The 26,794-nt window shown below is 64.9% G+C and carries 23 protein-coding genes and 2 pseudogenes; 12 read left to right on the top strand and 13 right to left on the bottom strand.

Annotated features, from left to right (window positions below):
* Positions 1-13 precede the first annotated feature (13 nt).
* The 4 genes and pseudogenes from JQ507_01465 to JQ507_01480 all read left to right on the top strand — a co-directional run bounded on the left by JQ507_01465 (position 14) and on the right by JQ507_01480 (position 5,548).
* Positions 14-808, top strand: a pseudogene (locus tag JQ507_01465) (thioesterase family protein).
* 148 nt (positions 809-956) lie between these two features.
* Positions 957-2,708, top strand: coding sequence for a type I secretion system permease/ATPase (locus JQ507_01470; GenBank protein QRI70240.1), 1,752 nt, complete (start codon positions 957-959; stop codon positions 2,706-2,708).
* Between the two features lie 20 nt (positions 2,709-2,728).
* On the top strand, positions 2,729-4,039 hold the full coding sequence (locus tag JQ507_01475; GenBank protein ID QRI70241.1) for an HlyD family type I secretion periplasmic adaptor subunit: 1,311 nt from the start codon (positions 2,729-2,731) through the stop codon (positions 4,037-4,039).
* A 216-nt stretch (positions 4,040-4,255) separates the two neighbouring features.
* On the top strand, positions 4,256-5,548 hold the full coding sequence (locus JQ507_01480) for an IS4 family transposase (GenBank protein ID QRI70242.1): 1,293 nt from the start codon (positions 4,256-4,258) through the stop codon (positions 5,546-5,548).
* 25 nt (positions 5,549-5,573) lie between these two features.
* On the opposite strand, the gene JQ507_01485 is transcribed toward JQ507_01480, so the two are convergent.
* On the bottom strand, positions 5,574-6,056 hold the full coding sequence (locus JQ507_01485) for a CinA family protein (protein QRI70243.1): 483 nt from the start codon (positions 6,054-6,056) through the stop codon (positions 5,574-5,576).
* 175 nt (positions 6,057-6,231) lie between these two features.
* Here JQ507_01485 and JQ507_01490 point away from each other — a divergent pair, with 175 nt between their 5' ends.
* The 3 genes from JQ507_01490 to JQ507_01500 are packed head-to-tail and all read left to right on the top strand — an operon-like array spanning position 6,232 to position 8,886.
* Positions 6,232-7,347, top strand: a complete 1,116-nt coding sequence (locus tag JQ507_01490) for an amidohydrolase (GenBank protein ID QRI70244.1) — start codon at positions 6,232-6,234, stop codon at positions 7,345-7,347.
* A 15-nt stretch (positions 7,348-7,362) separates the two neighbouring features.
* Positions 7,363-8,472, top strand: coding sequence for an amidohydrolase (locus JQ507_01495; GenBank protein QRI70245.1), 1,110 nt, complete (start codon positions 7,363-7,365; stop codon positions 8,470-8,472).
* Complete coding sequence (locus JQ507_01500; GenBank protein QRI70246.1) at positions 8,473-8,886, top strand: Rieske (2Fe-2S) protein; 414 nt, start codon at positions 8,473-8,475, stop codon at positions 8,884-8,886. It begins immediately after the preceding gene.
* A 185-nt stretch (positions 8,887-9,071) separates the two neighbouring features.
* Here the strand turns inward: JQ507_01500 and tcuB are convergent, their stop codons facing one another.
* The 5 genes from tcuB to JQ507_01525 form a co-directional block, all read right to left on the bottom strand.
* A complete protein-coding gene (gene tcuB, locus JQ507_01505) occupies positions 9,072-10,175 on the bottom strand; it encodes a tricarballylate utilization 4Fe-4S protein TcuB (protein ID QRI70247.1) in 1,104 nt (367 codons plus the stop codon).
* Positions 10,176-10,245: 70 nt separating this feature from the next.
* Positions 10,246-11,274 (bottom strand): esterase, encoded by a 1,029-nt coding sequence (locus tag JQ507_01510; GenBank protein QRI70248.1) that lies wholly within the window; start codon positions 11,272-11,274, stop codon positions 10,246-10,248.
* A gap of 163 nt (positions 11,275-11,437) precedes the next feature.
* Positions 11,438-12,838, bottom strand: a complete 1,401-nt coding sequence (tcuA, locus tag JQ507_01515) for an FAD-dependent tricarballylate dehydrogenase TcuA (protein ID QRI70249.1) — start codon at positions 12,836-12,838, stop codon at positions 11,438-11,440.
* Between the two features lie 79 nt (positions 12,839-12,917).
* Entirely contained in the window at positions 12,918-14,228 is a 1,311-nt protein-coding gene (locus JQ507_01520) for an MFS transporter (GenBank protein QRI70250.1), read from the bottom strand.
* Between the two features lie 188 nt (positions 14,229-14,416).
* On the bottom strand, positions 14,417-15,316 hold the full coding sequence (locus JQ507_01525; GenBank protein QRI70251.1) for a transcriptional regulator GcvA: 900 nt from the start codon (positions 15,314-15,316) through the stop codon (positions 14,417-14,419).
* A gap of 118 nt (positions 15,317-15,434) precedes the next feature.
* On the opposite strand from JQ507_01525, the gene JQ507_01530 reads away from it, so the two are divergent.
* Positions 15,435-15,653, top strand: a complete 219-nt coding sequence (locus tag JQ507_01530; GenBank protein QRI70252.1) for a DUF1127 domain-containing protein — start codon at positions 15,435-15,437, stop codon at positions 15,651-15,653.
* Positions 15,654-15,720: 67 nt separating this feature from the next.
* On the top strand, positions 15,721-16,344 hold the full coding sequence (locus tag JQ507_01535; GenBank protein ID QRI70253.1) for a GNAT family N-acetyltransferase: 624 nt from the start codon (positions 15,721-15,723) through the stop codon (positions 16,342-16,344).
* A 51-nt stretch (positions 16,345-16,395) separates the two neighbouring features.
* On the opposite strand, the gene JQ507_01540 is transcribed toward JQ507_01535, so the two are convergent.
* The 3 genes from JQ507_01540 to JQ507_01550 form a co-directional block, all read right to left on the bottom strand.
* Positions 16,396-16,953 carry a GNAT family N-acetyltransferase gene (locus JQ507_01540; protein ID QRI70254.1) on the bottom strand — a complete coding sequence of 186 codons (558 nt, stop codon included), beginning with the start codon at positions 16,951-16,953 and terminating at the stop codon, positions 16,396-16,398.
* A 16-nt stretch (positions 16,954-16,969) separates the two neighbouring features.
* Positions 16,970-17,800 (bottom strand): enoyl-CoA hydratase, encoded by an 831-nt coding sequence (locus JQ507_01545; GenBank protein ID QRI70255.1) that lies wholly within the window; start codon positions 17,798-17,800, stop codon positions 16,970-16,972.
* 142 nt (positions 17,801-17,942) lie between these two features.
* Positions 17,943-18,644 (bottom strand): SDR family NAD(P)-dependent oxidoreductase, encoded by a 702-nt coding sequence (locus JQ507_01550; protein ID QRI70256.1) that lies wholly within the window; start codon positions 18,642-18,644, stop codon positions 17,943-17,945.
* A 71-nt stretch (positions 18,645-18,715) separates the two neighbouring features.
* On the opposite strand from JQ507_01550, the gene JQ507_01555 reads away from it, so the two are divergent.
* Positions 18,716-20,497: an acyl-CoA dehydrogenase family protein gene (locus tag JQ507_01555; GenBank protein QRI70257.1), complete on the top strand. Its 1,782-nt coding sequence runs from the start codon at positions 18,716-18,718 to the stop codon at positions 20,495-20,497.
* A gap of 195 nt (positions 20,498-20,692) precedes the next feature.
* A complete protein-coding gene (locus JQ507_01560) occupies positions 20,693-21,781 on the top strand; it encodes a Zn-dependent alcohol dehydrogenase (protein ID QRI70258.1) in 1,089 nt (362 codons plus the stop codon).
* Between the two features lie 139 nt (positions 21,782-21,920).
* Here the strand turns inward: JQ507_01560 and JQ507_01565 are convergent, their stop codons facing one another.
* The 4 genes and pseudogenes from JQ507_01565 to JQ507_01580 all read right to left on the bottom strand — a co-directional run bounded on the left by JQ507_01565 (position 21,921) and on the right by JQ507_01580 (position 25,890).
* Complete coding sequence (locus JQ507_01565) at positions 21,921-22,274, bottom strand: nuclear transport factor 2 family protein (protein ID QRI70259.1); 354 nt, start codon at positions 22,272-22,274, stop codon at positions 21,921-21,923.
* Positions 22,275-22,398: 124 nt separating this feature from the next.
* A complete protein-coding gene (locus JQ507_01570) occupies positions 22,399-23,871 on the bottom strand; it encodes an amidase (GenBank protein ID QRI70260.1) in 1,473 nt (490 codons plus the stop codon).
* Positions 23,872-24,034: 163 nt separating this feature from the next.
* Positions 24,035-24,823, bottom strand: a pseudogene (locus JQ507_01575) (hypothetical protein).
* 95 nt (positions 24,824-24,918) lie between these two features.
* Positions 24,919-25,890 (bottom strand): rubrerythrin, encoded by a 972-nt coding sequence (locus JQ507_01580; GenBank protein ID QRI70261.1) that lies wholly within the window; start codon positions 25,888-25,890, stop codon positions 24,919-24,921.
* 166 nt (positions 25,891-26,056) lie between these two features.
* Between JQ507_01580 and JQ507_01585 the strand changes: the two genes are divergently transcribed.
* Positions 26,057-26,779 (top strand): hypothetical protein, encoded by a 723-nt coding sequence (locus tag JQ507_01585; protein ID QRI70262.1) that lies wholly within the window; start codon positions 26,057-26,059, stop codon positions 26,777-26,779.
* Positions 26,780-26,794 lie beyond the last annotated feature (15 nt).

Raw genomic sequence — 26,794 nt, forward strand, 5'->3', positions numbered from 1 at the left:
AGGACCATTCGCCTTGGCCATCTTCGAACCTGCAGCCACGCCGCATCACTGGAGGCCCGCCGCGCTGGCGGCCGGGCCGTTTGCTGGCCTTCAGGGCGGCGCGGTCGCAAGCCTCCTGACTGCCGAGGTCGAGGCCATCGCCAATGCGCGCAACTGGGGCGTCGCGATCTCGGCGTCGGCCTGGTTCCTGCGGCCGACACCGATGGCGGAGTTGCGCACGCATGTCACCGTGGTGACCGAAGGCGGCCGGGTCAGCGTCGTCGACAACACACTCTGGCCGGCGGGGGAGCCGCAGCCTTGCGCGACCGTGCGGGTGACGCTGTCGCGCGAACGTGCGGCCGAGGTCCCCGGTTTTCAGGCCGGCGCGGCCGACTAGATCGATCCGATGCGCTTTCCGCTGCGCCGCCCGCACGCCGTCCACGGCCGCAGCTGGTTCATGGACGCGATGGAAGCCCGCGCCGGCGGCGACGTCGCCTGGTTCCGCATGCATCACGACGTGATTGCGGATGCCGGCCCGCTCGCACGCGTGCTCGGTCCGGCCGACTGGACCCATGGCATCGCGCGCCCGGTGCAGAACGTGGTGGCCGATCCCAATCCGAACCTCACAGTGCAGCTGTTCAGGCCGCCGCGGGGCGCGTGGATCGGTGTTCGTGCCGAGGCCCGCTGGCGCCCGGAGGCCGGGCTCGGCGTCGGCAGCGGGGTGCTGCTCGATGTCGATGGCGAGATCGGCCGGGTCTCGATGTCGGTCGTTCTCGTGCCCTTTCCGAGAAGCGCGTCCGCCGCAAGCCCGGGTTCCGCGGCCGGTTAACCCTGTTTATTCCGTCAACTGTCTGTGGGATCACAAAAATAGCCCGCGAACCGTGCTTTGGTCGGCGCGACTTGAAATGGACGGTGGTCGCAAACGCCTGTACAACGTGGTGATCACGTAACTCTTTCGTTTTGCAGAGATCTTTTTTATGGCAGCCGCGCCCGCTGTCCGGCGTTCCGAACTGGCTGAGGCGCTGCGCGCATGCCGCAGTGCCTTCATCGGCGTCGGCCTCATCAGCTGCATGATCAACCTGCTGTATCTGACAGGTTCGATGTTCATGCTGCAGGTCTACGACCGGGTGCTGCCGAGTCGCAGCGTGCCGACCCTGGTCGGCCTCGTCGTCATCGCGGCCGTGCTCTACATCGCCCAGGGCGTGCTCGATCTGTTGCGCGGGCGGATCCTCGGCCGCGTCGGCACCTCGCTCGACGAAGCGCTCAATGCGCGGGTGTTCGACACCATCGTGCGGTTGCCGCTGATAGCCGGCAATCGCAGCGAGGGTCTGCAGCCGCTGCGCGACCTCGACAATGTGCGCTCCTTCCTCGGCAGCATGGGTCCAGGTGCGTTCTTCGATCTGCCCTGGCTGCCGTTCTACATGCTGATCTGCTTCGCGTTCCACTGGCTGCTCGGCGTCACGGCGCTGGTCGGCGCCATCATCCTGGTGACGCTGACGCTGATCACCGAATACATGTCGCGCACGCCGGCCAGGGAGGCGATGTCGCTCGCGTCGCGGCGCAACGATCTCGCCGTCTCCAGCCGCCGCAACGCCGAAGTGCTGGTGGCGATGGGCATGGCCGGGCGGATGAACAAGCGCTGGAACGAGGCCAACGAGGAGTATCTGTCCGGCAACCAGCGTGCCAGCGACGTCACCGGCGGGCTCGGTGCGGTCGCGAAGGTGCTGCGCATGATGCTGCAGTCGGCCGTGCTCGCGGTCGGTGCCTATCTCGTGATCCACCAGGAGGCCACCGGCGGCATCATCATTGCCGGCTCGATCCTGAGCGCGCGGGCGCTGGCGCCGGTCGATCTCGCGATCGCGCATTGGAAGAGCTTCGTCGCCGCGCGGCAGAGCTGGCAGCGCCTCAACCGCCTGCTGCAGCAGATTCCGGCGCGGCCGGAGCAGACCCTGCTGCAGGCGCCGAAGAAGAAACTCGCGGTCGAGGCGGTGACCATGGTCGCGCCGGGCGACCAGCGCCCCATCGTGCAGGACGTCAGCTTCGCCGTCGAAGCCGGCAGCGGCGTCGGCGTGATCGGCCCGAGCGGGTCCGGCAAGTCGTCGCTGATCCGGGCGCTGGTCGGCGTCTGGGTGCCGGCACGCGGCAAGGTGCGGCTCGACGGCGCCGCGCTCGATCAATGGTCGTCGGACGAGCTCGGCCGCCATGTCGGCTATCTGCCGCAGGACGTCGAACTGTTCGCCGGCAGCGTCGCGCAGAACATCTGCCGGTTCGATCCCGACGCCAAGTCCGACGGCATCATCGCGGCGGCCAAGGAGGCCGGCGTGCATGAGATGATCATCAAGATGCGCGAGGGCTACGATACCCAGGTCGGCGAGCAGGGCACCGCGCTCTCCGCCGGCCAGGCGCAGCGCGTCGCGCTGGCGCGCGCGCTCTACGGCAATCCGTTCCTGATCGTGCTGGACGAGCCGAACTCCAACCTCGACAGCGAAGGCGACGAGGCGCTGACCCGCGCGGTGCGCGGCGCCCGCGAGCGCGGCGCCATCGTCATCGTGGTCGCGCACCGGCCGATCGGCATCGAGGGGGTCGACCAGCTGCTGGTGCTGAAGGACGGCCGCATGCAGACCTTCGGCCCGAAGGAAACCGTGCTGGCGCAGGTGCTTCAGCGCGCCGCGCCGCCGGTGCCGACGCCGATCAAGATCGTCGCCGATGCCGGGGCGGCCAAGTCATGAGCGACCGCACGAGCGCCCGCATGACCGATCAACCGCGCAATGCACATGCTTCGATCAGGAAGCACCTCGTGGTCGGCCTCGCCGTGGTGCTGGTGCTGGGCGGTGGTGTCGGCGGCTGGGCGGCGACGGTGCCGATCTCGGGCGCGCTGATCGCGCCGGGCTCGGTGGTGGTCGATACCAACGTCAAGAAGGTGCAGCATCCGACCGGCGGCGTCGTCGGCGAAATCCTGGCGCGCGACGGCGACACGGTCAAGGCGGGCGACGTCGTCGTGCGCCTCGACGAGACTGTCGTCAAGGCGAGCCTTGCGATCGTGGTCAAGACGCTGAACGGCCTCTACGCGCGCGCGGCCCGGCTCCAGGCCGAACAGCAAGGCCTCGACAAGATCGCGTTTCCGCCGCAGCTCACCGAGCAGGCCAGGGATCCCGACGTTCGCGATATCATGGCGAGCGAGACCAAGCTGTTCGAGGTGCGGGTCAACGGCCGCACCGGCCAGAAGGCGCAGTTGCGCGAGCGGGTCACCCAGCTCAACGAGGAGATCTCCGGCCTGCAGGCGCAGGAGGCTGCCAAGGACAAGGAGATCGCGCTGGTGCAGCAGGAGCTGGTCGGCGTCCGCCAGCTCTACGAGCAGCATCTGGTGCAGCTCACCCGCCTGACCACGCTGGAGCGCGACGCGGCGCGGCTCTCCGGCGAGCGCGCGCAGTACATCGCCTCGCGCGCCCAGGCCAAGGGCAAGATCACCGAGACCGAGCTGCAGATCATCCAGGTCGACAAGGACATGCTGTCGGAGGTCTCGAAGGACCTGCGCGAGACCAACGACAAGATCGGCGAGTTCGTCGAGCGCAAGGTGACCGCCGAGGATCAGCTCCGTCGTATCGAGATCCGCGCGCCGCAGGATGGCGTGGTGCTGCAGTCGACCGTCCACACCGTCGGCGGCGTCATCACCGCGGGCGATGCCATCATGATGATCGTGCCGAGGGCCGACGACCTGTCGGTCGAGGCCAAGGTCAATCCGCAGGACATCGACAAGCTTCAGGTCGGACAGAAGACCGTGCTACGGCTCTCCGCCTTCAACCAGCGCACCACGCCGGAGTTGAATGGCGTCGTCACCCGCGTCTCCGCCGACGTCAACACCGATCAGCGCACCGGGCAGAGCTACTACACGATCCGCGTCTCGATGCCGCCGGAGGAAGTCGCGCGCCTCGGCAGCGAGGTCAAGATCATCCCCGGCATGCCGGTGGAAGCCTTCGTCCAGACCGGCGACCGCACCATGCTGTCGTATCTGATGAAGCCGTTGCACGACCAGTTCATGCGCTCGTTCCGCGAGAAGTAGGGTTTTCGCGAATATCCCCACCCGTCGTCCCGGCTTTCGCCCTAGGGCATGCACACATCTAGTTGGGTGGGGATTCCCGAATCGGTATTTCGTGTGATTCATATTGCGGCACTTCGGCTTTGGCGGAGGTGTCGACATGCTGGCGCAAATTGACTGGTCATTAGGTCGGTTCGGGGATCTCCGCCTCGATAAAGGGGGGCGGCGCTCGTCGAATGCATGGTCGCGGGCAAGGATGTCTGCCTGCGACGGCTGGCAGGAGGCATGCGTGCCCGGGAGGTGCGCTTCAACCGCTTTCTCGGCAATGCCAAGGTGACGACGACGCGGATAATCGAAAGCTGGAGCGATGGTACGGTAATGGCGGCCGAAGGCCGCCATGTGCTGGCGATCCAGGATACCAGCGAGATCAATTTTGCCACCAAGGCACAAAACCGGCGTGGCTTGGGCGAGATCGGTCATGGCAACACCCGCGGGGTGTTGCTGCACCCGATGCTGGCCGCAGACGCGGAAAGCGGCTGCTGCCTTGGCCTGTTGCACGGCGAGATCTGGACCCGCCAGGGCCGCCGCACCGTCTCGCACGACAATCGCGATCTGAAGGACAAAGAATCGCAACGCTGGATCGCGACCGCTCTGGCAGCCAAGCCGCTGTTGGCGAAGGCTGCGATGGTGACCATGCTGGGCGACCGCGAGAGCGACATCTTCGCGCTCTACGCCTGCGCCGCAGAACACCAGTTCCACGTCATTGCCCGGAGCATGCATGATCGCAAGCTGGCGGATGGCTGTGGCCTGTATGCGGCCAGCGAGGCCATGACCAGCATCGAACAACGGACCATCGTATTGCCTGCGCGAGCACAACGGCCTGAGCGGGCTGCGCTTCTCGATCTGCGCTTCGGCGCCGTCGAACTGGCCCGACCGCAAACCAAGTTCCTGCGCCATCTGCCGAAAAGCCTACCCTTGATCCTGGTCGATGTGCGCGAGATCGAGCCGCAGGCCGGGATCGAGCCGCTGCACTGGCGGCTGCTCACCACGCATCCGGTGACGAATGCAGAAGAGGCCTGGCGCATTATCGAATGGTACAAGCGGCGGTGGCTGATCGAGCAGTTCTTCCGCATCTTGAAGACACAAGGCCTCAAGCTCGAAGACAGTCAGATCGGGACCGCCGAGCGGCTTCTCAAGCTGGTCGCGATCGCGGCCAAGGCGGCAGTCATCTCCCTTCAGCTTGTGCAGGCGCGCGATGGTCGCGACAACCAGTCTGTCCGAATTGCCTTCAATGCTGGGGAAGTCGCTACACTTGCCGCCCTCAATCGCAACCTCGAAGCCCAAAGCAAGCGGCTGAGAAACCCGCACCCGCCTGACAGCCTCGCTTGGGCCGCCTGGATTATCGGCCGGCTCGGCGGCTGGGACGGCTATCCATCGTCCAAACCGCCGGGCCCCATCACTATGAAACACGGCCTGCAATACTTCCACGCCGCAGCCGCTGGATGGTCCCTCAGAGATCTGTGCATGCCCTAGGGCTTTCGCCGGGACGACGGGGAATTTATTGCGACAAATTCCTCAACAACAACTCCAGCGCCGCCTTCGCGAACGCCTGCATGTTGGCCTGCCGGTCGCTGCTTCCGGTCTCCAATGTGATCACCTGCTGCCTGGAACCTGCGACCGCCATGCAGCTGTAGCCGGCGGCATCGCCGTAGCGGTTCCCGGTCGGGCCGGCGGCGCCGGTCTCCGACAAGCCCCAATCGGTCGACAGCCGTTCGCGGATCTGGCGCGCAAGCAGCTGCGCATAGGGTTCAGACGACGAGCGGAGCCCGCGCATTGCGTCGTCCGGAATATCCATCAACGCGCGCCGCGCATCGCGGGTGTAGATCACACCGCCGCCGAGGAAGTAGGCCGACGCGCCCGGTACTGCGAGCAGCGATGCCGAGATCAGCCCGCCGGTGGATGATTCCGCAACCGCAATCGTCTGCTTGTTCGCGATCAGTTTGGCGGCGACCTGTTCAGCGATGGATGTGAGTGCGTTCATCGGCGCTCTTTCTCGTTGCTTGCCATGAAATTCCTGGAGGGCGTTCTGCCTTCCTAGCACATCACATCGGTCCCTGCCGAGTTGCGGATCGCGGCCCGGCCTGCTTGAATATCGGACAATAATCAAGCTGTGCCTCACAAGGTGTTGTGAGCGTGCGCGGAGCCGAGGAAACACCATGACGTCGCCGATCGCGGGCGGCGTGGATTGCGATCTGCATCCCGCCGTGCCTCATCTCACCAGCCTGCTGCCGTATTTGAACGACTACTGGCGCGACCAGGTGACGACGCGCGGCATGACCGACCTGATCTCGCAATCCTACCCGACCAATTCGCCGATCTCGTCGCGGCCGGACTGGCGGCCCGCACAAGGCAAGCCGGGCTCGAGCCTCGCCGACATGCAGCACCAGGCACTCGACAGGTTCGGCACGGCCTACGGAATCTGCAATCCGCTCTACGGCGTGCAGATGGTGTTCTCCGAGGACATGGCCGATGCGTTCTGCCGTGCGCTGAACGACTGGCTGGTCAAGGAATGGCTCGACAAGGACGATCGCCTGCGCGGCTCGATCGTGATCCCCGTGCAGAGCATCGAGAAGGCGGTCGCCGAGATCGAGCGCTGTGCGCAGGACAAGCGTTTCGTGCAGGTGCTGATGCTCGTGATGGGCGACATGCCGCTCGGCAAGCGCCACTACTGGCCGATCTACGCCGCGGCCGAGCGACTTGGCCTGCCGATCGGCATCCATGCCGGCAGTGCCTATCATAACCCGCCGAGCTCGGTCGGCTGGGGCTCCTACCACATCGAGGACTATGTCGCGCAGGCGCAGGCGTTCCAGACCCAGCTCACCAGCTTGATCGTCGAGGGTGTGTTCGCGCGCCACCCGAAGCTGAAGATGGTGATGCTGGAATCCGGCTTCACCTGGCTGCCGCCGTTCCTGTGGCGGCTACACAAATTCTGGCGCGGCGTGCGCATGGAAACGCCGTGGGTCGACCGGCCGCCGCTGGAGATTGTGCGTAGCAACATCCGCTTCTCGCTGCAACCGGTCGATGCTCCGCCGGAACCTGAGACGCTGAATCGGCTGTTCGACCATATGCAGTCGGACGAATTGCTCCTATTCTCATCAGACTACCCGCACTGGCAATTCGACGGTGACGAGGTGCTGCCGCCGGGGTTGTCGCCCGACCTGGTCCGCAAGATCATAATCGACAATCCGCATGCGACCTATCCGCGCCTGAAGGTGGCGCATGATACCGAAAAGCGGCCCCCGGTTTTCGGACAAGATCATGCCCAGAACTGACAAGGAGACGACGCGATGAACATCCAGATTCGGGAACGCCCGGAAGCCGCATCGTCCACCGGCATCAAGACCGCGATCGCGGATTGTGACATCCATCCGGCACGCGCGACCAAGGACGAGTTGTATCCTTATCTGGCCAAGCGCTGGCACGCGCATCTCGAAACCTTCGGCATCCAGGCCTATCAGGGCATGATGGAAGGGCCGCCCTATCCGAAGGCGCAACCGAACGCGTCGCGCCGCGATGCCTATCCGCCGGAAGGCGGCCCGCAGGGCTCGTCGCTGTCCTTCATGCAGAAGCAGCATCTCGATCCCAACAATGTCGCGCTCGGCGTGCTCAACCCGCTCGCCACCGGACAGGGACTCCGCAACCAGGATCTCGCCGGCGCGGTCTGCGCGGCGATCAACGACTGGCAGATCGAGAAATGGACCAGCAAGGACTCCCGGCTGAAGGGCTCGGTCGTCGTCGCCAATGAGGATGGCGCCTCGGCCGCGGCCGAGATCCGCAAGCGCGCCGGCGACAGCAATTTCGTCCAGGTGCTGCTGCTGAGCCGCAATGTCGAGCCGCTCGGCCAGCGCCGCTACTGGCCGATCTATGAGGCGGCCCAGGAAGTGGGTCTCCCGATCGGCGTGCATGCCTTCGGCTTCGGCGGCAACCCGATCACCGCCTCGGGCTGGCCAAGCCACTACATCGAGGAGATGGTCGGCCATTCGCAGTGCCAGCAGACCGCGCTGGCGAGCCTCGTGCTCGAAGGCGTGTTCGAACGCTTCCCGAACCTGAAGATGGTGATGGTCGAGGCCGGCTTCGGCTGGGCGCCGTCGCTGGCGTGGCGGCTCGACAAGGTGTTCGCGCGGCTGCACAGCGAGGTGCCGCATTTGAAACGCAAGCCGTCGGAGTATATCCGCGATCACATCTGGTGGACGACGCAGCCGATGGAGGACCCGGAGAGCCGCGACCATCTATTCCAGACCATCGAGTGGATCGGCTGGGACAAGCTGTTGTTCGCGACCGACTACCCGCATTGGGATTACGACGAGCCGTCGCGCGTGCTGCCGGCCGGCGTCAGCGACGCCAACCGGCAAGCGTTCTATCTCGACAATGCGAAGCAGCTTTACGGTATCTCATAGATGGCGCGTCATGTGATTGCCCCGGTGGACGAACTGCCGCCGGGTTCGCGAAAGTTCCTCGAGATCGACGGGCGGCCGATCGCCGTCTTCAACGTCAAGGGTGAGTTCTTCGGCCTGTTGAACCGCTGCCCGCACCAAGGTGCGGCGCTATGCGAAGGGCCGCTGATCGGGCTCGCGTCGTCCTCCGATCCGGGCGAGATCGAGTATACAAAACTCGGCGAGATTCTGCGGTGCCCCTGGCACGGCTGGGAGTTCGATATCCGCACCGGCCAGTCCTATTGTGATCCGCGCCGCTTCCGCGTGCGCGCCTATCCTGTCAGTGTCGAGCCGGGCACCAATGTGGTGAAGGGCCCGTATGTCGCCGAGACCATCAAGGTTGCGGTGGAAAGCGACTACGTGGTGGTCGACCTGTAGCTAATCGTCATTCCGGGGCGCCGCGAAGCGGTGAGCCCGGAATCCATTTTTCCGGTTGTTTGTGTGGCCTGATGGATTCCGGGCTCACGCCATCCAAGTCGGCTGTTGCCGACTTGGACACTTAACATCTGCCGAACTCGGGTAAACCCGAGTTCGGGCGGCGTGCCCCGGAATGACGGGAGAAGTCACTCCGCCATCATCCGCCGTTCCCGGGCATAGCGCACCAGCGCGACGAAGCGGTAGATGCCGTGAACGAATTTGCCGTAGGGCATGGTGATGAACAGCGCGAATACCACGCCGAGATGCAGCGCCAGCAGCGGGCCCATCGCGGCGGTCTCACGCCACAGCAGCAAGGCGAGGCCGCTGATGCTGGTCAGGAACAGCATCAGGATAAACGCGCTGTCCATGCCCTTGGCCTGCTCGTCGACCAGCACGCGGTCGCGCTTCCATTTCTCCGACAAGAGTCCAATGGGCCCGACCACGAGGCCGATGCCACCGAGCGTGCCGAGCACCACCGGCAGGTCCCACCACGCATAGGGCGCCTCGCGCGCGAAAAGGTAGTGGTAGAGCGTGCCGACGCAGGTCGCGGCGAAGCACAGCGCGAAGCCGTAGAAAGTGAAGTGGTGATACAGCTTGCGGCGGTCGGTCGGATGGTCGTCCTCGTTGAAGCAGCCGACGCCGCCGCCGTCGAGATAACGTAGCTCGCCGGCGTCGCGGACTGCCTGCAACAGCGATTTCGTATCCGTCGTCATGCCGACCGGTTCGCCGATATCGCGCCAGAACGCGCGCACGCCCATCGCCAGCGCCAGGATCGCGTACAGCAAAGCGAGGCCGAACAGCAGCGCCATGGCGTTGTGCGGCATCAGTTTGTAGAACGCGCCGGGGCCGGTGTGGATGCCGGTGAGCACGCCGCGGTCGTTGAGCGCGGCGAAGCCGAAGATGAAGGCCGCGACGCTGAGCGCCGCGATCAAGCTGATGACGAGGCCGTTGCGGGCGAACGCGCCGGAGAACGCGCGCGGCCAGGCATAGGCAGCGTAGGACTCGGCGCGTGCCACCGCCAGCGTCTTCGGCACGTTGACGTTGAATTCATGCGGCGGCGAGAACTGGCAATCGGTGTAGCAGGCGCCGCAGGAATGGCAGAGATTGGCGAGGTAGTTGAGGTCGCCGTCGGAGAAGGCGCGGCGCATCTCCATCGCAGGAAACACCGCGCACAGCCCCTCGCAATAGCGGCAGGAATTGCACACCGTCATCAAACGGTCGGCTTCCTGCAATGTCCTCGTCCCGTGCATCGCGTGTTGCTCTTTGTTTGACGCGTTTTCCTGACGCGAACCGGTGTCCACTTCGCTTGAAAACGCTATGTTACTTCTTGGTCAGCCCTTTGCCTTCCAGCCATGTCTGGATCAGGCCGGCGACCTCGGCATTGTTCTTGTCCATCATCATCATGTGCGAATTGCCCTTGATCCCGACCTTGGGCAGGTCGACCACATCCGCGCTGCCGCCGGCGGCGCTGATGGCGTCGGCGAAGGCACCACCGGTGGCGCGGATCTTGGGCCAGCGCGAATCCCGCTCGATGTAATCGCCATAGACCATCAGCGTCGGGATGTTCTTCAACGCGTCGACCTTGGCGGGATCGCCGACGCCGGCCGGCTCGATCGCGATCAGCGCCTTGACCTTGTCGGGCCGCGCCTGTGCAACTTTGAAGCCGAATGTGCCGGCCTGGCTGTGGAACAGGATGATGCAGGGGCCGACGCGATCGATCTCGGCGATGTAGGCCGCGATGGTCGCGTCATCGGTCGTGGTCCAGCGCGGCACGTTCTGCTTGACGAAATTCTCGTAGCCCGCGTTCGGGAACTGGCTGCCTGGCATCAGCTTGCGCTTGGCGGGATCCGGATCATAGGAGTCGGGGCCGTCGCCGATCCGAAACCGCTGGAACGGATTCGACGTGGTGAGGAACACCGGCTCGCCCTTGAAGATATCGGGGTATTGCGCCCAGCCGGCGCGGCCGCGCTCGACCGCGTCCGAATTGTAGACGCTCCAGCCCTTGCGCAGGAAATAGTTCAGCCAGCCCTCGCGGCCGTCCGGCGTCGTCTCATAGGTGACGCCGGTCAGTCCGCCGCCATGCCACAGCAGCAGCGGATAGGCGCCTTTTTCGTTTTGCGGCAGGAAGTACTGCACGTACATCTGCTCGACCTGGTAGGTGCCGTTCGGATCGACTTTTGCGGGCACTCCGCCGGGCGTGAAGGTGACGTCCTTGACCGGCTTGCCGCTGATTTCGACGAGACGGCCGCCGACGTGGAACGAGCCCATGTCGCGCAGCGCGATCGGCTCGGCGGCGTAGGTCGCGGCCGATGCCATCAGGGTAACCGCAGCGATTGCAAGCCGTGACATGTGTCCTCCGATCTTCCCCTTCTGCCCGCGTGCGGGCGGAAGGTCGGGATGAGAGGGGCTCTCCCAGCACCGCGCTCTTGGAGACTCCCCCTCACCCGTATCGCATCTTCGATGCGATACGACCTCTCCCCGCAAGCGGGGCGAGGTAAGCAAGGTGCGAGACTTAGTTCCGCGCATTCTTCGCCGCTTCCCGGCCGGCGACGCGGCCGAACACGCTGCCGATGGTCATGCCGATGCCGGCGGCGTAGCCCTTGCCGAGCACGTTGCCGGCCATGATCTCGCCGGCCGCGAACATGTTGGCGGACGGCTTGCCGTCCTGCATCAGCATGCGCGCCTGCTTGTTCACGCGGGTGCCGAGATAGGTGAAGGTAATGCCGGGCCGCACCGGATAGGCGAGATAGGGCGGCGTCTCGATCTTGCGCGCCCAATGCGTCTTGGCCGGCGTGATGCCTTCGGTACGGCAGTCGTCGAGGATGGTGTGATCGAAGGTGCCAGGCTGCACCGCGGCGTTGAATTCGGTGATGGTCTTTTCCAGCGCGGCGGCGTCGAGTTTGAGCTTGCCGGCGAGCTCGGCGATGGTCGCGCCCGCGATCGGCGGAAACAGCGTCGGCATGAAGCTGGTCACCACGGTCGAGTCGAAAATGATGTAGGCGATCTGGTCCGGTTGCGCTGCGACCAGGCGGCCCCAGATCGCATAGCGCTTCGGCCAGATGTCCTCACCTTCGTCGTAGAAACGCTCGGCATGCTTGTTGACGACGATGCCGAACACCACCGAGTCGTGGCGCGTGATGATGCCGCCGTCGAACTTCGGCGCGCGGGCGTCGATCGCAACCGCATGGCACTGCGTCGGATCGCCGATCTCCTGCACGCCCTTGGCCAGCAGCATCTTGAGGATCGTGCCGCGATTATACGGCGTGCCGCGGATCAGGAAATTGTCGGCGGCCTCGCCCCAATATTGCTTCAGCCATTCGATGTTGGCCTCGAAGCCGCCGGCGGCCGCGACCAGCGTCGAGGCGCGCACTTCGGTCCTGCCACCGACCGGCTGCTTCAGCTGCGCCGAGAGGAACATGCCGTGCTCGATATTCAGATCGATCACCTCGGCATTGTAGAGGATGTCGACGCCGAGCTCCTCGGCGGTGCGATAGAGCGCGTTCAGCATCGCGCGGCCGCCGCCGAGGAAGAACGAGTTGGTGCGGCCGAGGCTGAGCGTTCCGCCGAGCGAGGGCTGCCAACGTACGCCCTGCTCGACGATCCAGTTCAGGATGTCCTTGGACTCGTGGATCATGAAGCGGGCCAGTTCCTCGTCGGTCTGGCCGCCGGTCACCAGCAGCAAATCCTTCCAGAACTCCTCTTCGGTGTAGGGACCGGTGAGGATCTCGGTCGCCGCGTCATGGGCGCAGCGCATGTTGCGGGTGTGGCGGGTGTTGCCGCCGCGGTAGAATTTCGGGGCGCCTTCCAGCACGAGCACCGAGGCGCCGGCGCGCCGTGCGCTGATCGCAGCGCAAAGGGCGGCGTTGCCGCCGCCGATCACCAGCACGTCGAACCTGCGTGTCAGATCAACCATGCGTTCTTGTGATCGTTGTTGGCATGGAAAGCAACATGCCGGGGCAGGCGATCGGCCTGCCCCGAATGCATACGCGATCTCAGGCCGCAACTGTCTCGCGCTGCTCGATGGTCTGGCCGCCGCGATAAACGATCAGCGCGGCGACGATGCCGAGCGCCGCGGCGCACATCAGCCAGTAGCCGGGCGAGGCCTTGTCGCCGGTCTTGTCGATCAGCCAGGTCGAAGCGAACGGCGTGAAGGTGCCGAACAGGCCGGCCGCAAGCGCAAAGGCCAGCGAGAAGCAGGTGGTTCGGACATGCGCCGGCACGATCTCGACCAGCGCGCCGAGCATGGTGCCGCTGTAGACGCCGAAATAGAACGAGAACATCATCTCGACCGCAAGCATCTTGCCGAAAGTCGGCTCGGTGACGAGCCAATGCAGTGCCGGATAGGCGGTCACGAGGGACAGACCGGCAATCGCGAGCAGCACCGGCTTGCGGCCGACCCGGTCGGACAGCGCACCGCCAACCGGATTCCAGATGAAGTTGGTCACCGCAACCAGCAGCGTCACCAGCAGCGCGTCCTGGGTCGACAGTTTCAGTACGGTCTTGCCGAAGGTCGGCGTGTAGACGGTGACGAAATAGAAGGTCGTCGTGGTCAGCACGGCGATCATCATGCCGAGGATGACGATGCGCCAGTTGGCGAGCGCCGACGCGAACACTTCGCGTGCGGTCGGATGATGCTTCATCGCCAGGAATGCCGGCGTCTCCTCCAGCGTCCGGCGGAGGAAGAAGATCACCGGAATGATCAGGCAGCCGACGAAGAACGGGATGCGCCAGCCCCAGGCCGCGACGGTCGCGGCCGGCATGCTCTCGCTCAGGATGAAGCCGAGGATGGAGGCGACGAAGATCGCGACCTGCTGGCTCGCCGACTGGAACGAGGTATAGAAGCCGCGATTGCCGGGCGTCGCGATCTCCGCAAGGTAGACCGACACGCCGCCGAGCTCGACGCCGGCGGAGAATCCCTGCAGCAGGCGCGCGAGCAGAACGATGATCGGCGCGGCAATGCCGATCGTCGCATAGGTCGGGCAGATCGCGATCACCACGGTGCCGATCGCCATGATCGACAGCGTCACGATCAGGCCCTTGCGGCGGCCGATCTTGTCGATGTAGGCGCCGAGCACGATCGCGCCGACCGGGCGCATCAGCGCGCCGAGCCAGAACACGCCGAAGGCGTTGAGCAGTGCGGCGGTCTCGTTCTCGGAGGGGAAGAAGGCCTTCGCAATCGCCTGCGCATAGAAGCCAAACAGGAAGAAGTCGAATTGCTCGAGGAAATTGCCGCTGGTCGCGCGCAGGATCGCGCCGAGACGTGACTTGATTTGCGGTACTTGCGATGGACTCGACTGCGACATAGCGCCCTTTCCTCCCCGTGACGAAACGGCCGGCGCAAATTGCTTCGTCGGCCAAGGCAGTTACCTGCCATATGCGGCAATTTGGCACGCCGGTCCGGCGCGACCAACCCGAAATCTCGCAGGAGCCATTGGAAAAAAGCCGTAGATGGAAATCGCCTGAGGCGCTTACGAGCGAAGGGGGCGCCGCATCACGACGCCGAGTGCGCCGCGGCGCCGAGCCAGGAGCGGAATGCGGAGAGCTTCGGTGAATCAGCACGGCCCTGCGGCGTGACCAGGTAGAACCCGGCGTCGGCCGGCAGCGCAATCTTGAAGGGAACTATGAGGCGGCCCTTGGCGATGTCGTCCTGCACATAGGAGGTGCGGCCCATCGCAATGCCGATGCCGTCGATCGCGGCCTGCAGCGTCACGAACAGCAGGTCGAAGGTCACACCCGGCTGCTTGGAAATGTCGGTCGGCAGGCCTGCTGCGGTCAGCCACAGCCGCCAGTCGTCGCTGTTGGCGTTGCTGGTGTGCAGCAGCACGTGATCCCTGAGGTCCTCGGGGCATTTCAGCGGCTTGGTTCCCTGCAGCAGCGACGGGCTGCACACCGGAAACAGCTCGTCCGCCATCAGCCAGTCGGCGCGCAGGCCCGCCCATTGGCCGCGGCCATAGCGGATCGCGGCGTCGACCTTGTCGCGCTGGAAGTCGACCAGGCTGGTCGAGGTGGTGATGCGGACGTCGATGCCCGAATGCGCCTCCTGGAACGCCGACAGGCGCGGCAGCAGCCACTTGGCCGCGAGCGATGCCAATGTGGAGACGGTCAGCACGTGATCGTCGTCCCGGCGTAGCAAACGGTCGGTCGCGAGCCTGAGGTCATTGAAGGCGGCGCGGACGCCGGGAAGGTATTCGGCAGCCTCCGGCGTCAGGCTCAGCGAGCGGTTCTGGCGGATGAACAGGCGGACGCCGAGTTCCTCCTCGAGGCGCCGGATCTGATGGCTGATCGCGGTCTGCGTCACGTTCAATTCGGACGCCGCCAGCGTGAAGCTCATGTGCCGTGCCGCGGCCTCGAACGCCCGCAGACCATTCAGCGAAGGCAGCCGGCTGGTCATCCCCTCAATGCCTCCCAATACATGACTTTAATTCATGCGAAGCGGTACAAAGTGTCGTTTGTGAACGGGCCGAATGGCGCAGATATTACCGCCAACAGGTTACCGATAGGAGCCGCAAATGTCCATTTTCACCCATGAATCGATGACAAATCATCATACGCTGGATCACCAAGCATCAGGCCTTTTGAATCAGGTCGGCGAGACCCTTCACGTCTGGTGGGAGCGCTATGAGCGCCGCCGCGAGCTGTCGCAGTGGACCGAGCGCGACCTGCACGACATCGGCATGTCCCGCAGCGACATCGTGTTCGAGACCGAGAAGCCGTTCTGGCGGGCCTGAAGGGCCGCCATCGCCGGCGCTGCCTCTGTCGAGGGGCGCCGGCTAATTTTCACCCGAGGAGCGTGTCATGACTGCGCTGCATCTCGACGATCTCAAGCAATACTCTGACGTGCTGCGCGCCAAGAACGGCAGCGAGATCAAGGTGCGCTTCGTCGAGCCGCGCGACCGCGAGGAGCTGCAGAACTATATCCGCTCGCTCTCCGCGGGCTCCCGTTACAACCGCTTCCTCGGCGCGTTGAGCGAGCTGCCGAAGACGGAGCTCGAGCGTTTCGTTCATGTCGGCGAGGCTGACCGGTTCACGGTGGTCGCGACGATGCTGGTCGATGGTTTCGAGACCATCGTCGGCGAAGCCCGCTACGCCTTCCATGCCGATACGTCGAGCGTCGAGTTCGGCCTGTCGATCGATGACCGGTGGCAGGGCCACGGCATCGGCAAGGCGCTGCTCAAGAATCTCGAATGCCGTGCGGCGTCCTTCGGAGCCGAGCGCATCTTCGGCGACACGCTGCGTTCCAACGCGACGATGATCGGCCTCGCCCGCAAATCCGACTACGCCTTCGCGGCAAGCCCCGGCGACTGGAAGCTGGTGCGCTTTGCGAAGGAAATCCATGTCGAACCGCAAGACATTCCCTGTGCCAGCTGGCGGCTTGCCGCCACTTCCCGCTCGGCCGTGATGTCCTCGCTTGCGGTTTGATTGACTAGGCCCGGTTCTGGCCCCTCCAGAACCGGGCCCTTTTCTCCCGCGTTACAGCTTCTGCAGATACAGCCGCATGATAGGCCGTTCGGGCGATGGCGAAGGCACGTGTTTGAACCCCAGCCGTTCAAACGTCGTTACAAATCCCGTGCTTGATGAACTGGGAGACGCTGATCGGTCGATCGGGTACGCCTCGATCGCAGGTACTCCGTTGCTTCGGGCCAAATCGATCGCACTCTCGGTCAAGCGGGCAGCGATCCCGTGCCGACGAAAATCCTTTCCGATGTAGAAGCAGGAAATCGCCCAGACAGGAACGTCATCAGGTGAACGCAGCCGCCAGGACTGTTGCATGTAGGGCAACGCGTCGCGGCTGCCGATCTGGCACCAACCCGCAGGTTGGCCGCCGACATAGGCGAGAAGTCCCGGCGGCGGCCCCTTCCTAACAGTCTTGTTGAAGGCTGCTCGATTGATCGACGGCTGTTGCCGGCGGTACCGGGCGCCGATGCGCCAATACATGCACCAGCATCGCCGTGTCACGGCACCTTCGCTGAACAGCTTGTCGATATCGGCCCATCGCTCCGGGGTGAGGACTTTGACGGAGGCGTCCATGCGCACGCGAACGCGCCTAGCTGCCCCGGAACACCGGCTTGCGCTTCTCGATGAAGGCCTGCACCGCCTCCTTGTGATCGGCGGTCGTGGTGAGGCGGATCAGACGCTCGGCCTCGTGGTCGCGCGCGGTGGCGAAGTCGAACAGCAGTGCCTCGTCGAGATTGTCCTTCATGTAGCGCAGCGCCAGGGTCGGACCTTCGGCGATCGACTTCGCGAGCGCGAACGCCTCGTCCTGCAGCGTCTCGTCCGGCACCACGCGGTTGACGAGGCCGATCTGCTCGCACCTCGCGGCATCGACCTTCTCCGAGGTGAACATCAGTTCGCGGGCGCGCGAAGTGCCGACCAGGCGCGTCAACAGCCAGGCCATGCCGTAATCGCCGCTCAGCGCCACGCGCAAGTAACCGGTCGAGACGAAGGCCGATTGCGCCGCGATCCGGATGTCGCAGGCCATCGCGATCGCAAGCCCGGCGCCGACCGCGGGGCCGGGCAGGGCGGCGATGGTCGGCTTGCGCACCGAGGCGAGCGCGCCGGTCAGCAGGCGCTGGCGCTCCTGCAGATCCGCGACCTTGTCCTCATAGGACATTTCGAGCTTCTTCGGGTCGCGGTTGGCGCCCATGCCCTTGACGTTGCCGCCGGCGCAGAACGCCTTGCCGGCGCCGGTCACGAGCAGCACGCCGACCTCGGGGTTCTCGCCGCAAGTCCGGATCATCGTGCGCAGCGCCGGCGTCAGCGTGTCCGACAGCGAGTTGCGGGCATCCGGGCGGTTCAGCGTGATGACGGCGACGCGGTCGCGGATTACGCAGAGCAGTTCGTCGGTGCCGGTCTCGATCTTGATGTCAGCGGTCATTTCGCTCCCCATGGTGCTCATGTTTGGCTTCGTAGGGTGGGCAAGGCTTAGTGTGCCCACCACCGCGACCAGAGTGCCGAGAGTGGGCACGGCGCAAGGGCGCCCTTGTCCACCCTACGCCTGTTGCATGATATCCGTCATCTCAAAACTTCTCAACCCAGGGCCGCAATTCCAGCTCCCAGGTCCAGGCGCTGCGCGGCTGTTGCAGCACGTTCCAGTAGCTCAACGCAATCGCGTCGGGATCGAGCATCGAATCCGGTTTGTCGGCGGGCTCGGTGCGGGCGGCGCTGCGGATGCCGCCGTCGATCACGAAATGCGCGACATGGATGCCCTGCGGCGACAGTTCCCGCGCCATGCTCTGCGCCAGCCCGCGCAATGCGAACTTGCCCATCGCGAACGGCGCCGATTGCGCGTAGCCCTTCACGCTGGCGGAGGCGCCGGTGAACAGGATCGCGCCCTTCTTGTTAGGGACCATGCGCTTCGCCGCCTCCTGTGCCACCAGGAAGCCGCCGAACGCCGAGACCGCGATCGCCTGCTCGACCTCGGACGGAACGAGTTCAACGAACGGCCCGCGCGAGCGGCCGGAGGCATTGTAGACCACGAGGTCGGGTGTTCCGATCTCGCGCTCGACCAGACCAAACAGACGCTCGACATCTTCGGCCTTGGTGGTATCGCAGGCATAGGCCTTCGCACCGGTTTCGGTGCAGAGCGCGCCGAGCTTCTCGATGCTGCGGGCGCCCAGCGCCACGCGAATTCCCTCCCGCGAAAATAGCCGGGTCAGCGAGGCGCTGAGACCCGCGCCGGCGCCGACGATCAGGGCGATCTTGTATTTTGGAATATCCATTGGGCTTTCCTTTGCTCGGCCGGAGGAGGATAGTCGTGCCCAAAGAGATGAGGAACGCAGCCGGGAATTCAATGCAGCCGCTCAAGCAAGATTTGACTTCGTCGTCCGCCAGCCAGCCGGGCCTGTTGGCCCCCGACACGACGGGAATGAATTTCTACCGGGCCGATCCGGCGCTGACGGATCTTCTGAAACTGCATCTGCCCGAGGCGTTGTTTCGCCACATCGAGCCGTATCTTGATCGGCTCGGCGAATTGGCCGGCGGCCATCTCGACGAATGCGCGCGGTTGGCCGACCGGCATACGCCGGTGCTGCACCAGCGCGACAAGTTCGGCCGCGACGTGCAAACGATCGAGTATCATCCGGCCTATCGCGAGATCGAGAAGGCCGCGTTCGGCGAGTTCGGCATCCATGCACTGTCGATCCGCAAGGGTATCATGGGCTGGCCCGACAAATATCCCGTGGTCGCCAAGCACGCCTTCACCTTCCTGTTCAACCAGACCGAATTCGGCATGGGCTGCCCGATCAACGTCACTGACGGCTGCGCCAAGCTGCTCAACAATTTCGGCAGCGAGGCGTTGAAGGCGAAATATCTCGACGGCCTGACCCAGACCGACATGAGCAGGCTGACGCAAGGCGGCCAGTTCATGACGGAGAAGGAGGGCGGCTCCGACGTCGGCACGCTGACCACCCGCGCGGTGCAGGAGGGCGACCACTGGCGGCTCTACGGCGAGAAATGGTTCTGCTCGAACGCCGATGCCAAGGTGGTGATGCTGTTGGCGCGGCCGGAAGGTGCGGGGCCGGGCACGAAAGGCGTCGGCCTGTTCCTGATGCCGCGGTTCCTCGACGACGGCTCGCCGAACCACTACCGGATCGTGCGGCTGAAGGACAAGCTCGGCACCCGCTCGATGGCCTCGGGCGAGATCAAGTTCGATGGCGCGATCGCCTATGCCGTCGGCAAGCTCGATCGCGGCTTCGTGCAGATGGCCGAGATGGTCAACTCGTCGCGACTGTCCAACGGCGTGAAATCGACCGCGCTGATGCGCCGTGCCTGGCACGACGCCATCACGGTGGCGCGGGGCCGCGTGGTGTTCGGCCAGCGTATCATCGATCTGCCGCTGGCGCGGCGTCAACTGATGAAGATCATGCTGCCGACCGAGCAGGCGCTGTCGATGAGCTTCCTCACCGCCGATGCGCTCGATCGTGCCGAGGCCGGCAGCCAGGACGCCGCGGCGCTGCTCCGCGTCCTGACCCCGACGTTGAAATTCCGCGCCACCCGCGATGCCCGAAAGGTCTGCGGCGATGCGATGGAGATGCGCGGCGGCATCGGCTACATCGAGGAATTCGTCACCCCGCGGTTGCTGCGCGATGCGCATCTCGGCTCGATCTGGGAGGGCACCGGCAACATCGTCGCGATCGATGCGCTGAAGCGCGCGGTCGGGCGCCATGGCGCCGACAATGCGCTCGCCGCCGATCTGCATGCGCGGCTCGACGACAGTCCCAACGTGCCGCAAGCCTGGCGCAATCGGCTGCGTGAGCTCAGCGATCGCGCGATCGGATTTGCGCGCGAAGTGGCTGGCCGCATCGACAACGAGGGCGACGCACGGCGCGCGACGAGCCTGCTCTATCATGTCGCGAGCGCGGTGGCGCTGGCCTGGGAAGGCGGTCGCATCCACGAGATGCGCGGCGATGCGCGACGGCTGTTGCTGTCGCGGATGGTGGTCGATCACCGCGTGATGCCGGGCGATCCGTTCCGGCTTGCGGAAAATACCGTTCAGCGCAGGATGACCGAGCATCTGCTCGGCGATCGCGCCATCGGCATGGCCGAGGTTGGCGAATTGCTTGTCGCAGCGTAGGCTCGCCGTGGTCGTTCGCGTAGTCTCACTTCTCCCAAAGGGAGCGGTCGGATCGCGCCTGCGATCCGGGTGAGGGGTTGCAATCTATCGATAGACCTGAACCCCTCCCCCGGACCGCATCTTCGATGCGCTCCGACCTCTCCCTTTGGGAGAGGTGGAGAGCGTACCCAACAAGAAACATGAGAGGAAATTCCGATGAAGGCCGCCGTCCTGCATGAAGTCAATCAGCCGCTGGTGATCGAGGATGTCAGCGTGCCCAATCCGGGGCCGCGCGAGGTCCTGATCCGCACCGCGGTCGCGGGGCTCTGTCATTCCGACCTGCATTTCATGGAAGGCCTTTATCCGCATCCGCTGCCTGCCGTGCTCGGCCATGAATCGGCCGGCGTGGTCGAGAAGGTCGGCTCCGACGTCAACTACGTGAAGCCCGGCGATCACGTCGTGACCTGCCTCTCGGTGTTCTGCGGCACCTGCGACAATTGCACCACCGGCCGCACCGTGCTGTGCACCGACACCACGGTGAAGATGCTGCCCGGCGCCTCCAACCGGCTGTCCTGGGGCCGGAAGGAGAAGCTCAACCAGTTCCTCAATCTGTCGTCGTTCGCCGAGCAGATGCTGGTGCACGAGAACGCCATCGTGAAGATCAAGAAGGAGATGCCGCTCGATCTCGCCGCGCTGATCGGCTGCGGCGTCATCACCGGTTACGGCGCCGTCGTGAACACCGCGAAGGTGACCGCCGGCGAAACCGTGGCCGTGATCGGCTGCGGCGGCGTCGGCATGGCCGCGATCAACGGCGCGCAAATCGCCGGCGCCGGCCGCATCATCGCGATCGACACCAATCCGGCCAAGCTGCAACTCGCGACCAAGTTAGGGGCTACCGACATCGTCGACCCGGCCCGCGGCGACGTGGTGCAGCAGGTGCGCGAACTCACCGGCGGCGGCGTGCAGCACTCCTTCGAGGTGCTCGGCCGCAAGGACACCGCCGAGCAGGCCTTCGCCATGCTGGCCGCGGGCGGCACCGCGACCATCGTCGGCATGATTCCGTTCGGCCAGAAGATCGAGCTGCACGGTTTCGACTTCCTGCGCGAGCGCCGCATCCAGGGCTCCTCGATGGGCTCGAACCACTTCCGCGTCGACATGCCGCGCCTGGTCGATTTCTACATGCGCGGCAGACTGCATCTGGAGGATTGGATCTCGGCCAAGCTGAAGCTCTCCGAGATCAACGAGGGTTTTGCCAACATGAAAGCCGGCAAGACGCTGCGCAGCGTGATCATGTTCGATAGCTGAGGTCGTCGTCCCGGCGAAAGCCGGGACCCATACGCCGCGACTTCGCTTCGGGCTCGTAATTGGACGACTTTCTTTGCTAACCACAAGCAACAGTGGTCCCGGCCTTCGCCGGGACGACAGTTGAGATTAGCGTCCGCCTTTACCGCGCCACATGCGCGGACACCGCGAGCCATTTCCCGTTCTGCCGCGCCCAGCAGTCGGTGTAGCGGCCATAGGCCTGCTCGCCGTCGGCGTCGAGATAGCTGGTCCGCGCGTGGATGATGGCGAAGTCGCCGAGGATGCGGATCTTGACGTCCTCGGCCTTCAGGCCCTTGATCTTCACCGGGATCGCGGTCTGCTTCAGGAAGGCGGCGCGGTCGACCAGGCTCTTGTCGGGATTGGTGCAGTAGAAATCCTGCGCCAGGATTTCATCGAAGCGCTTGACGTCGCAGTTCTGGACGGAATCGACGTAGTCCTTGTTGAGTTTCGTCAGCTCTTCGAGGTCGTTGCTCATTGGTTTTCCTCCCGTTTCGCTCCATCGTCATTGCGAGGAGCGCAAGCGACGAAGCAATCCATCGCTCCGCACACGTGGATATATGGATTGCTTCGCTTCGCTCGCAATGACGATGCGGCAGCTCTCAATCGTCGAACGCCTTCGGCGGCACGAAGCCGCCGAACTCGCGCTCGATCAGCTCGGCGAGCTTCAGCGGCGTGCGGTCTTCCAGCATGGGGCCGACGATCTGCACGCCGATCGGCAATCCGTCGGGGGCAAAGCCGGTCGGGATCGCGGTGGAGGGCAGGCCGGGCAGGGTCGCGATGCCGGGCCAGGCGAGCTGGTCGGTGTAGACGTGCGGCTCGCCATCGATCAGGATCTTGCGCTGCTCCTGATCGGGCGAATGATCGTGCGGATAGGCCGGCGTCGGCATGATCGGGCAGATCACCGCGTCGAATGATTTGAACAGCTCGCGCCATTGCGCGCGCAGCCGGGCTCGGCTGCCGTCGGCGATCACCCAGTCACGGTGGCTGAGCGCGATGCCGCGCAGCCGTTCGGCCTGCAGGCTGGTATTGCTGGCCGGCAGCGCAGCCGCCGCAGCGCAGGCCCCGGCATAGACCTCCGGCGGGAAGGTCGCGCCCAGGAACGACAGCAGGATCCGCATATAGAGCCGCGAGGAGGCGGCGAAGTCCGGCAGCAGCGGGCTCGCGCGCGACACTTTGGCGCCGGCCTTGTCGAGGTTGCTGGCGAGCTTGTCGATGCTGCCGCGGATCACCTTGTCGGTCGGCAGCACCGGATCGCTGTCGATCACCAGGATGCGGAAATCCTTCAAGGCGGTGTGGCGCGCCGCCGGCAGGTCCAGCCGGTAGGCCTTGCCGGCTTCAAGCGGATCGGGGCCCGCCATCACGTCGAGCACCAGCGCGAGGTCGGCCGCGCCGCGCGCCATCGGGCCGATCACGGACAGGTCGCGATCGAACGGCAGTGGCGGCAGCGGCGGCGGGGTGTGGCCGCGCGACGGCAGCAGCGCGAAGGTCGGCTTGTGCGCATAGATGCCGCAGTGGAAGCCGGGCACGCGCAGCGAGCCGCCGATGTCGGAGCCGAGTGACAGCGCGCCGTAGCCTGCGGCAAGCGCCGCCGACGATCCGCCGGAGGAGCCGCCCGGCGTGCGGCCGAGGTCGTAAGGGTTGTTGGTGGTGCCGTAGATCTCGTTGTAGCTCTGCCAGTCGGCGAGCCCGACCGGCACGTTGGTCTTGCCGAGGATCACGCCGCCGGCGTCTTTCACCCGCTGAATCGAGAGCGCGTCCTCGGTCGGAACGAAGTCCTTCTGCGGCAGGAAGCCCCAGGTCGTCGGCAATCCCGCGACGTTGAAGGATTCCTTCACCGTCATGGGGATGCCGAGCAGCGGCCGGTGCTCGCCGCGCGCGATCGCGGCGTCGGCAGCGCGGGCGGCAGCGAGGCCGCGCTCGAAATCGCGCACGCAGACCGCGTTGACCTTGCCGTCATGACGCTCGATGCGGCCGATCGCATCCTCGGCGAGCTCGACGGCGGAGACCTGCTTGTTGCGCAGCGCCTCCGACAGTTCGACGGCGGTCTTGAAACTCCATTGCGATTTGGCCACGGCGTGCTCCCTGATTTTGCGGCGATCATGCGCAGAATGGAGCAGCCGGGCAAGACCGGCTTGATCGCAATTGCGCTACTCGGCAACGTCGACGTCACACATCGCCTGATGCGAACGTGATCACCGGATTCGACGTGATGATGCCGAAGAGGCCGACGCGGATCTAATAGGGCGTGCTGCGCGCCGACAGATGCGCCATTGGATTGATGGCCCCGCTCGCGCTGGCGCGGTCGCTGTCCTGCTTGGTCCCTGGCACCGGGAAGGCATATCCGATGATGGTCTTGATGACGAAACGATCGGATGCCCGTGTCAGGCCGTAGCCGACGCCGAAGTCGATGTCGACATCGCCCACTTTGAAGTCGGTCACCGCGAATAAGGTGTGCTGCTGCTCGGCAAGCGGGCTGAAGTTGCCGATCTTGCCGAAATCGGCGTAATATTCCAGGCCGACATACACATCGTCCTTGATCTTGCGCGCTACGCGCGCGGCGGGCGCGAAATCGGCTTCGCCATATCTGCCGAAGCCGACGTCGACGATCGGGTTGACGATGAATTCATAGTCCGCATTGCGCACGCCGATGATCGGCCGGATCTCGAGGCCCCAGCGGGTCTGCGCGAATTTCGGCATCTCGTAGCTGAGCTCGAAGTTGATGCCGTAGAACAGATTGCGCTTGTCGGCGTTGGGCGAGACGAACAGCGTGCGCAGCTTGAAGGCATCGGACAGGAACTGCCGGTCCTGCACGGCAAACGGCAGATAGAGCCCGAGCTCCCACCAGTCGGTCATGCCATAGGCGAACTCCGGCGTGCCGTTGAGGCTGTGGTTGGACGGAAAGCCGCCGGGGAAAGGCGGGTCTTTCTGCCCGATGCCGACATAGTTGAGATGCTGCTGGATGGTGAACTGGCCGACTGCCGCGATGCCGGCGTTATAGACTTGGATCTCGTCGGTTGCCTGCGCGCGAGTGCCCCATCCGAGCAGCGCAGTAGCAAGCACGGCGCTGGCCAGGTGTCGGCGTTGACGGTCATACCGCATCTCTGCCTCCGATCAGTTTGCTACGCCGCACCGATCAATATGCCGACCGCGAGCACGATCGCGCCGCCCAGCACGATCTGGAACACCGCCTGCAGGAACGGCGTGTCCATGTAGCGCGAGCGGATGAAGGCGATCGCCCACAACTCGAAGAACACCACGATCCCGGCAATCGCGGTCGCGATCCAGAACGCGTTCGGCCAGGCATCGGGCACGAGATAGGGAATGGTGTGGCCGAGGCCGCCGAGCGTCGTCATCAATCCGCAGGTGATGCCGCGCAGCCAGGGCGAGCCGCGGCCGGTCAGCGAGCCGTCGTCGGACAATGCTTCGGCAAAGCCCATGCTGATGCCGGCGCCGATCGAGGCGGCGAGGCCGACCAGGAAGGTCTGCCAATTATGATGCGTGGCGAAGGCGGCGGCGAACAGCGGCGCCAAGGTCGAGACCGAGCCGTCCATCAATCCGGCAAGCCCCGGCTGCACATATTGCAGCACGAACATCCGCCGCCGGGTGCGGTCTTCCTCGGCGCGCACGTCGGGCTTGAGGATGTCGCCGGTCAGGCGGACCGCGAGTTTCTCATGGCTCTTTTCCTCCTCAGCGAGATCGCCGAGCAGGCGGCGCACGCCGGTATCCTCAGCCTTCTCGGCCGCCTTGGCGTAGAATCGCTCAGCCTCGAGCTCCATGGTTTCGACCTCCTTGCGGATGGTGTCGAGCGGTAGGTTCTTGGTCAGCCAGATCGGGCGCCGACGCAGGAAGCCTTTGACGTCGTCCCGCCGGATCGGCGGCAGATGCGGACCGAAGCGCTGTTCGTAGGTTTCCAGCAGCCGATGGCGATGGCCGCGCTCCTCTTCAGCCATTTCCTCGAATATCTTTGCGGTATCCGGATAGCGTTCGGCAAGATCCTCGGCGAAGCTCATATAGATTCGGCTGTCCTCCTCCTCGGAGGCAATCGCGACCGCAAGCACCTCGCGCTCGGTCAGATCGGCGAAATTCTTCACGGCAACGCCTTCTTCACTAAGTTTAGAATTAGAATAATTCTAATATTAGCTAAGCCGGCTCGGGTCAATCCGAACACCGTGTCGTCGTACTGTTTGTGATCACGATAACGGGAACCGGGCGATCCCACGCCCGTTCGAGTTCCAGTTGTTACGACCGGGGGATGACATGGATACCGTCAAATATCGCCTAAACGACGCGCGGCTGGCACCGCGACGGACCAAGCTCGAGATTCCTGGCTGGGCGGGCGCTCGCGAACCGCGCACCGACGGCTCACGCGAGCAGGTCTGGCATTGCGTACCGTTCTCGGAGGGGGCGCAGTACGGGATCGAGCTGTTCTACCCCTACGATTTCGAGCTGCGCGTCACCACGCAGGACGGGCGGTTGCGCCTCGATGCGGATTGGGGCGAGCCGCCGGACAGTGGGGTGCAGTGGCCACCCTTCCGGGATTTCGGCACCACTTTCTACACCTACCAGATCCTGCTCGACCTCAAGGTCGAACGCGGCATGGCGGTGCGCACCGAGCCGCATCCGCGTTTCTACACCGACCGCACCGACACCGTGCCGATCGCCGTTCCGGCGCTGATCCGCAACTGGTGGCCGATGATGTTCTTCTGCGTGTTCAAGGCGCCGGCGGAAGGACGCACCCACATCTTCCGCCCGAACGAGCCGTTCGCGCAGATCATCGTGATTCCGGAGGAGGCGGATTTCCAGCTCGAGCCGATGGGCGAAGAGGAGGCCGCGGAGCGCGAATTGCAGGCGCGCCGCATCTACAGCAATCGGCCCAAACTGGCTGCCGGCACCGAATGGACCTCGTCGACCGACACGGTGTTCGACGGCACCTATCGCCATCTCCACCGCGCCGCAAAGGAAAAGGCGCGCGGCACTTGAGCGGTCGCCGCCGTC

This window comes from Bradyrhizobium sp. PSBB068 (assembly GCA_016839165.1).
Taxonomy (GTDB): domain Bacteria; phylum Pseudomonadota; class Alphaproteobacteria; order Rhizobiales; family Xanthobacteraceae; genus Bradyrhizobium.

What these genes read in the sequence shown, in the direction of transcription:
- JQ507_01545 (QRI70255.1), bottom strand. Translation starts at nt 17,800, where the DNA reads ATGACCGCTGACATCAAGATCGAGACCGGCACCGACGAACTGCTCTGC.
- JQ507_01560 (QRI70258.1), top strand. Translation starts at nt 20,693, where the DNA reads ATGAAGGCCGCCGTCCTGCATGAAGTCAATCAGCCGCTGGTGATCGAG.
- JQ507_01555 (QRI70257.1), top strand. Translation starts at nt 18,716, where the DNA reads ATGCAGCCGCTCAAGCAAGATTTGACTTCGTCGTCCGCCAGCCAGCCG.
- JQ507_01475 (QRI70241.1), top strand. Translation starts at nt 2,729, where the DNA reads ATGACCGATCAACCGCGCAATGCACATGCTTCGATCAGGAAGCACCTC.
- JQ507_01500 (QRI70246.1), top strand. Translation starts at nt 8,473, where the DNA reads ATGGCGCGTCATGTGATTGCCCCGGTGGACGAACTGCCGCCGGGTTCG.
- JQ507_01485 (QRI70243.1), bottom strand. Translation starts at nt 6,056, where the DNA reads ATGAACGCACTCACATCCATCGCTGAACAGGTCGCCGCCAAACTGATC.
- JQ507_01510 (QRI70248.1), bottom strand. Translation starts at nt 11,274, where the DNA reads ATGTCACGGCTTGCAATCGCTGCGGTTACCCTGATGGCATCGGCCGCG.
- JQ507_01585 (QRI70262.1), top strand. Translation starts at nt 26,057, where the DNA reads ATGGATACCGTCAAATATCGCCTAAACGACGCGCGGCTGGCACCGCGA.
- JQ507_01530 (QRI70252.1), top strand. Translation starts at nt 15,435, where the DNA reads ATGTCCATTTTCACCCATGAATCGATGACAAATCATCATACGCTGGAT.
- JQ507_01525 (QRI70251.1), bottom strand. Translation starts at nt 15,316, where the DNA reads ATGACCAGCCGGCTGCCTTCGCTGAATGGTCTGCGGGCGTTCGAGGCC.
- JQ507_01480 (QRI70242.1), top strand. Translation starts at nt 4,256, where the DNA reads ATGGTCGCGGGCAAGGATGTCTGCCTGCGACGGCTGGCAGGAGGCATG.
- JQ507_01550 (QRI70256.1), bottom strand. Translation starts at nt 18,644, where the DNA reads ATGGATATTCCAAAATACAAGATCGCCCTGATCGTCGGCGCCGGCGCG.
- tcuB (QRI70247.1), bottom strand. Translation starts at nt 10,175, where the DNA reads ATGCACGGGACGAGGACATTGCAGGAAGCCGACCGTTTGATGACGGTG.
- JQ507_01535 (QRI70253.1), top strand. Translation starts at nt 15,721, where the DNA reads ATGACTGCGCTGCATCTCGACGATCTCAAGCAATACTCTGACGTGCTG.
- JQ507_01470 (QRI70240.1), top strand. Translation starts at nt 957, where the DNA reads ATGGCAGCCGCGCCCGCTGTCCGGCGTTCCGAACTGGCTGAGGCGCTG.
- JQ507_01490 (QRI70244.1), top strand. Translation starts at nt 6,232, where the DNA reads ATGACGTCGCCGATCGCGGGCGGCGTGGATTGCGATCTGCATCCCGCC.
- tcuA (QRI70249.1), bottom strand. Translation starts at nt 12,838, where the DNA reads ATGGTTGATCTGACACGCAGGTTCGACGTGCTGGTGATCGGCGGCGGC.
- JQ507_01520 (QRI70250.1), bottom strand. Translation starts at nt 14,228, where the DNA reads ATGTCGCAGTCGAGTCCATCGCAAGTACCGCAAATCAAGTCACGTCTC.
- JQ507_01540 (QRI70254.1), bottom strand. Translation starts at nt 16,953, where the DNA reads ATGGACGCCTCCGTCAAAGTCCTCACCCCGGAGCGATGGGCCGATATC.
- JQ507_01565 (QRI70259.1), bottom strand. Translation starts at nt 22,274, where the DNA reads ATGAGCAACGACCTCGAAGAGCTGACGAAACTCAACAAGGACTACGTC.
- JQ507_01495 (QRI70245.1), top strand. Translation starts at nt 7,363, where the DNA reads ATGAACATCCAGATTCGGGAACGCCCGGAAGCCGCATCGTCCACCGGC.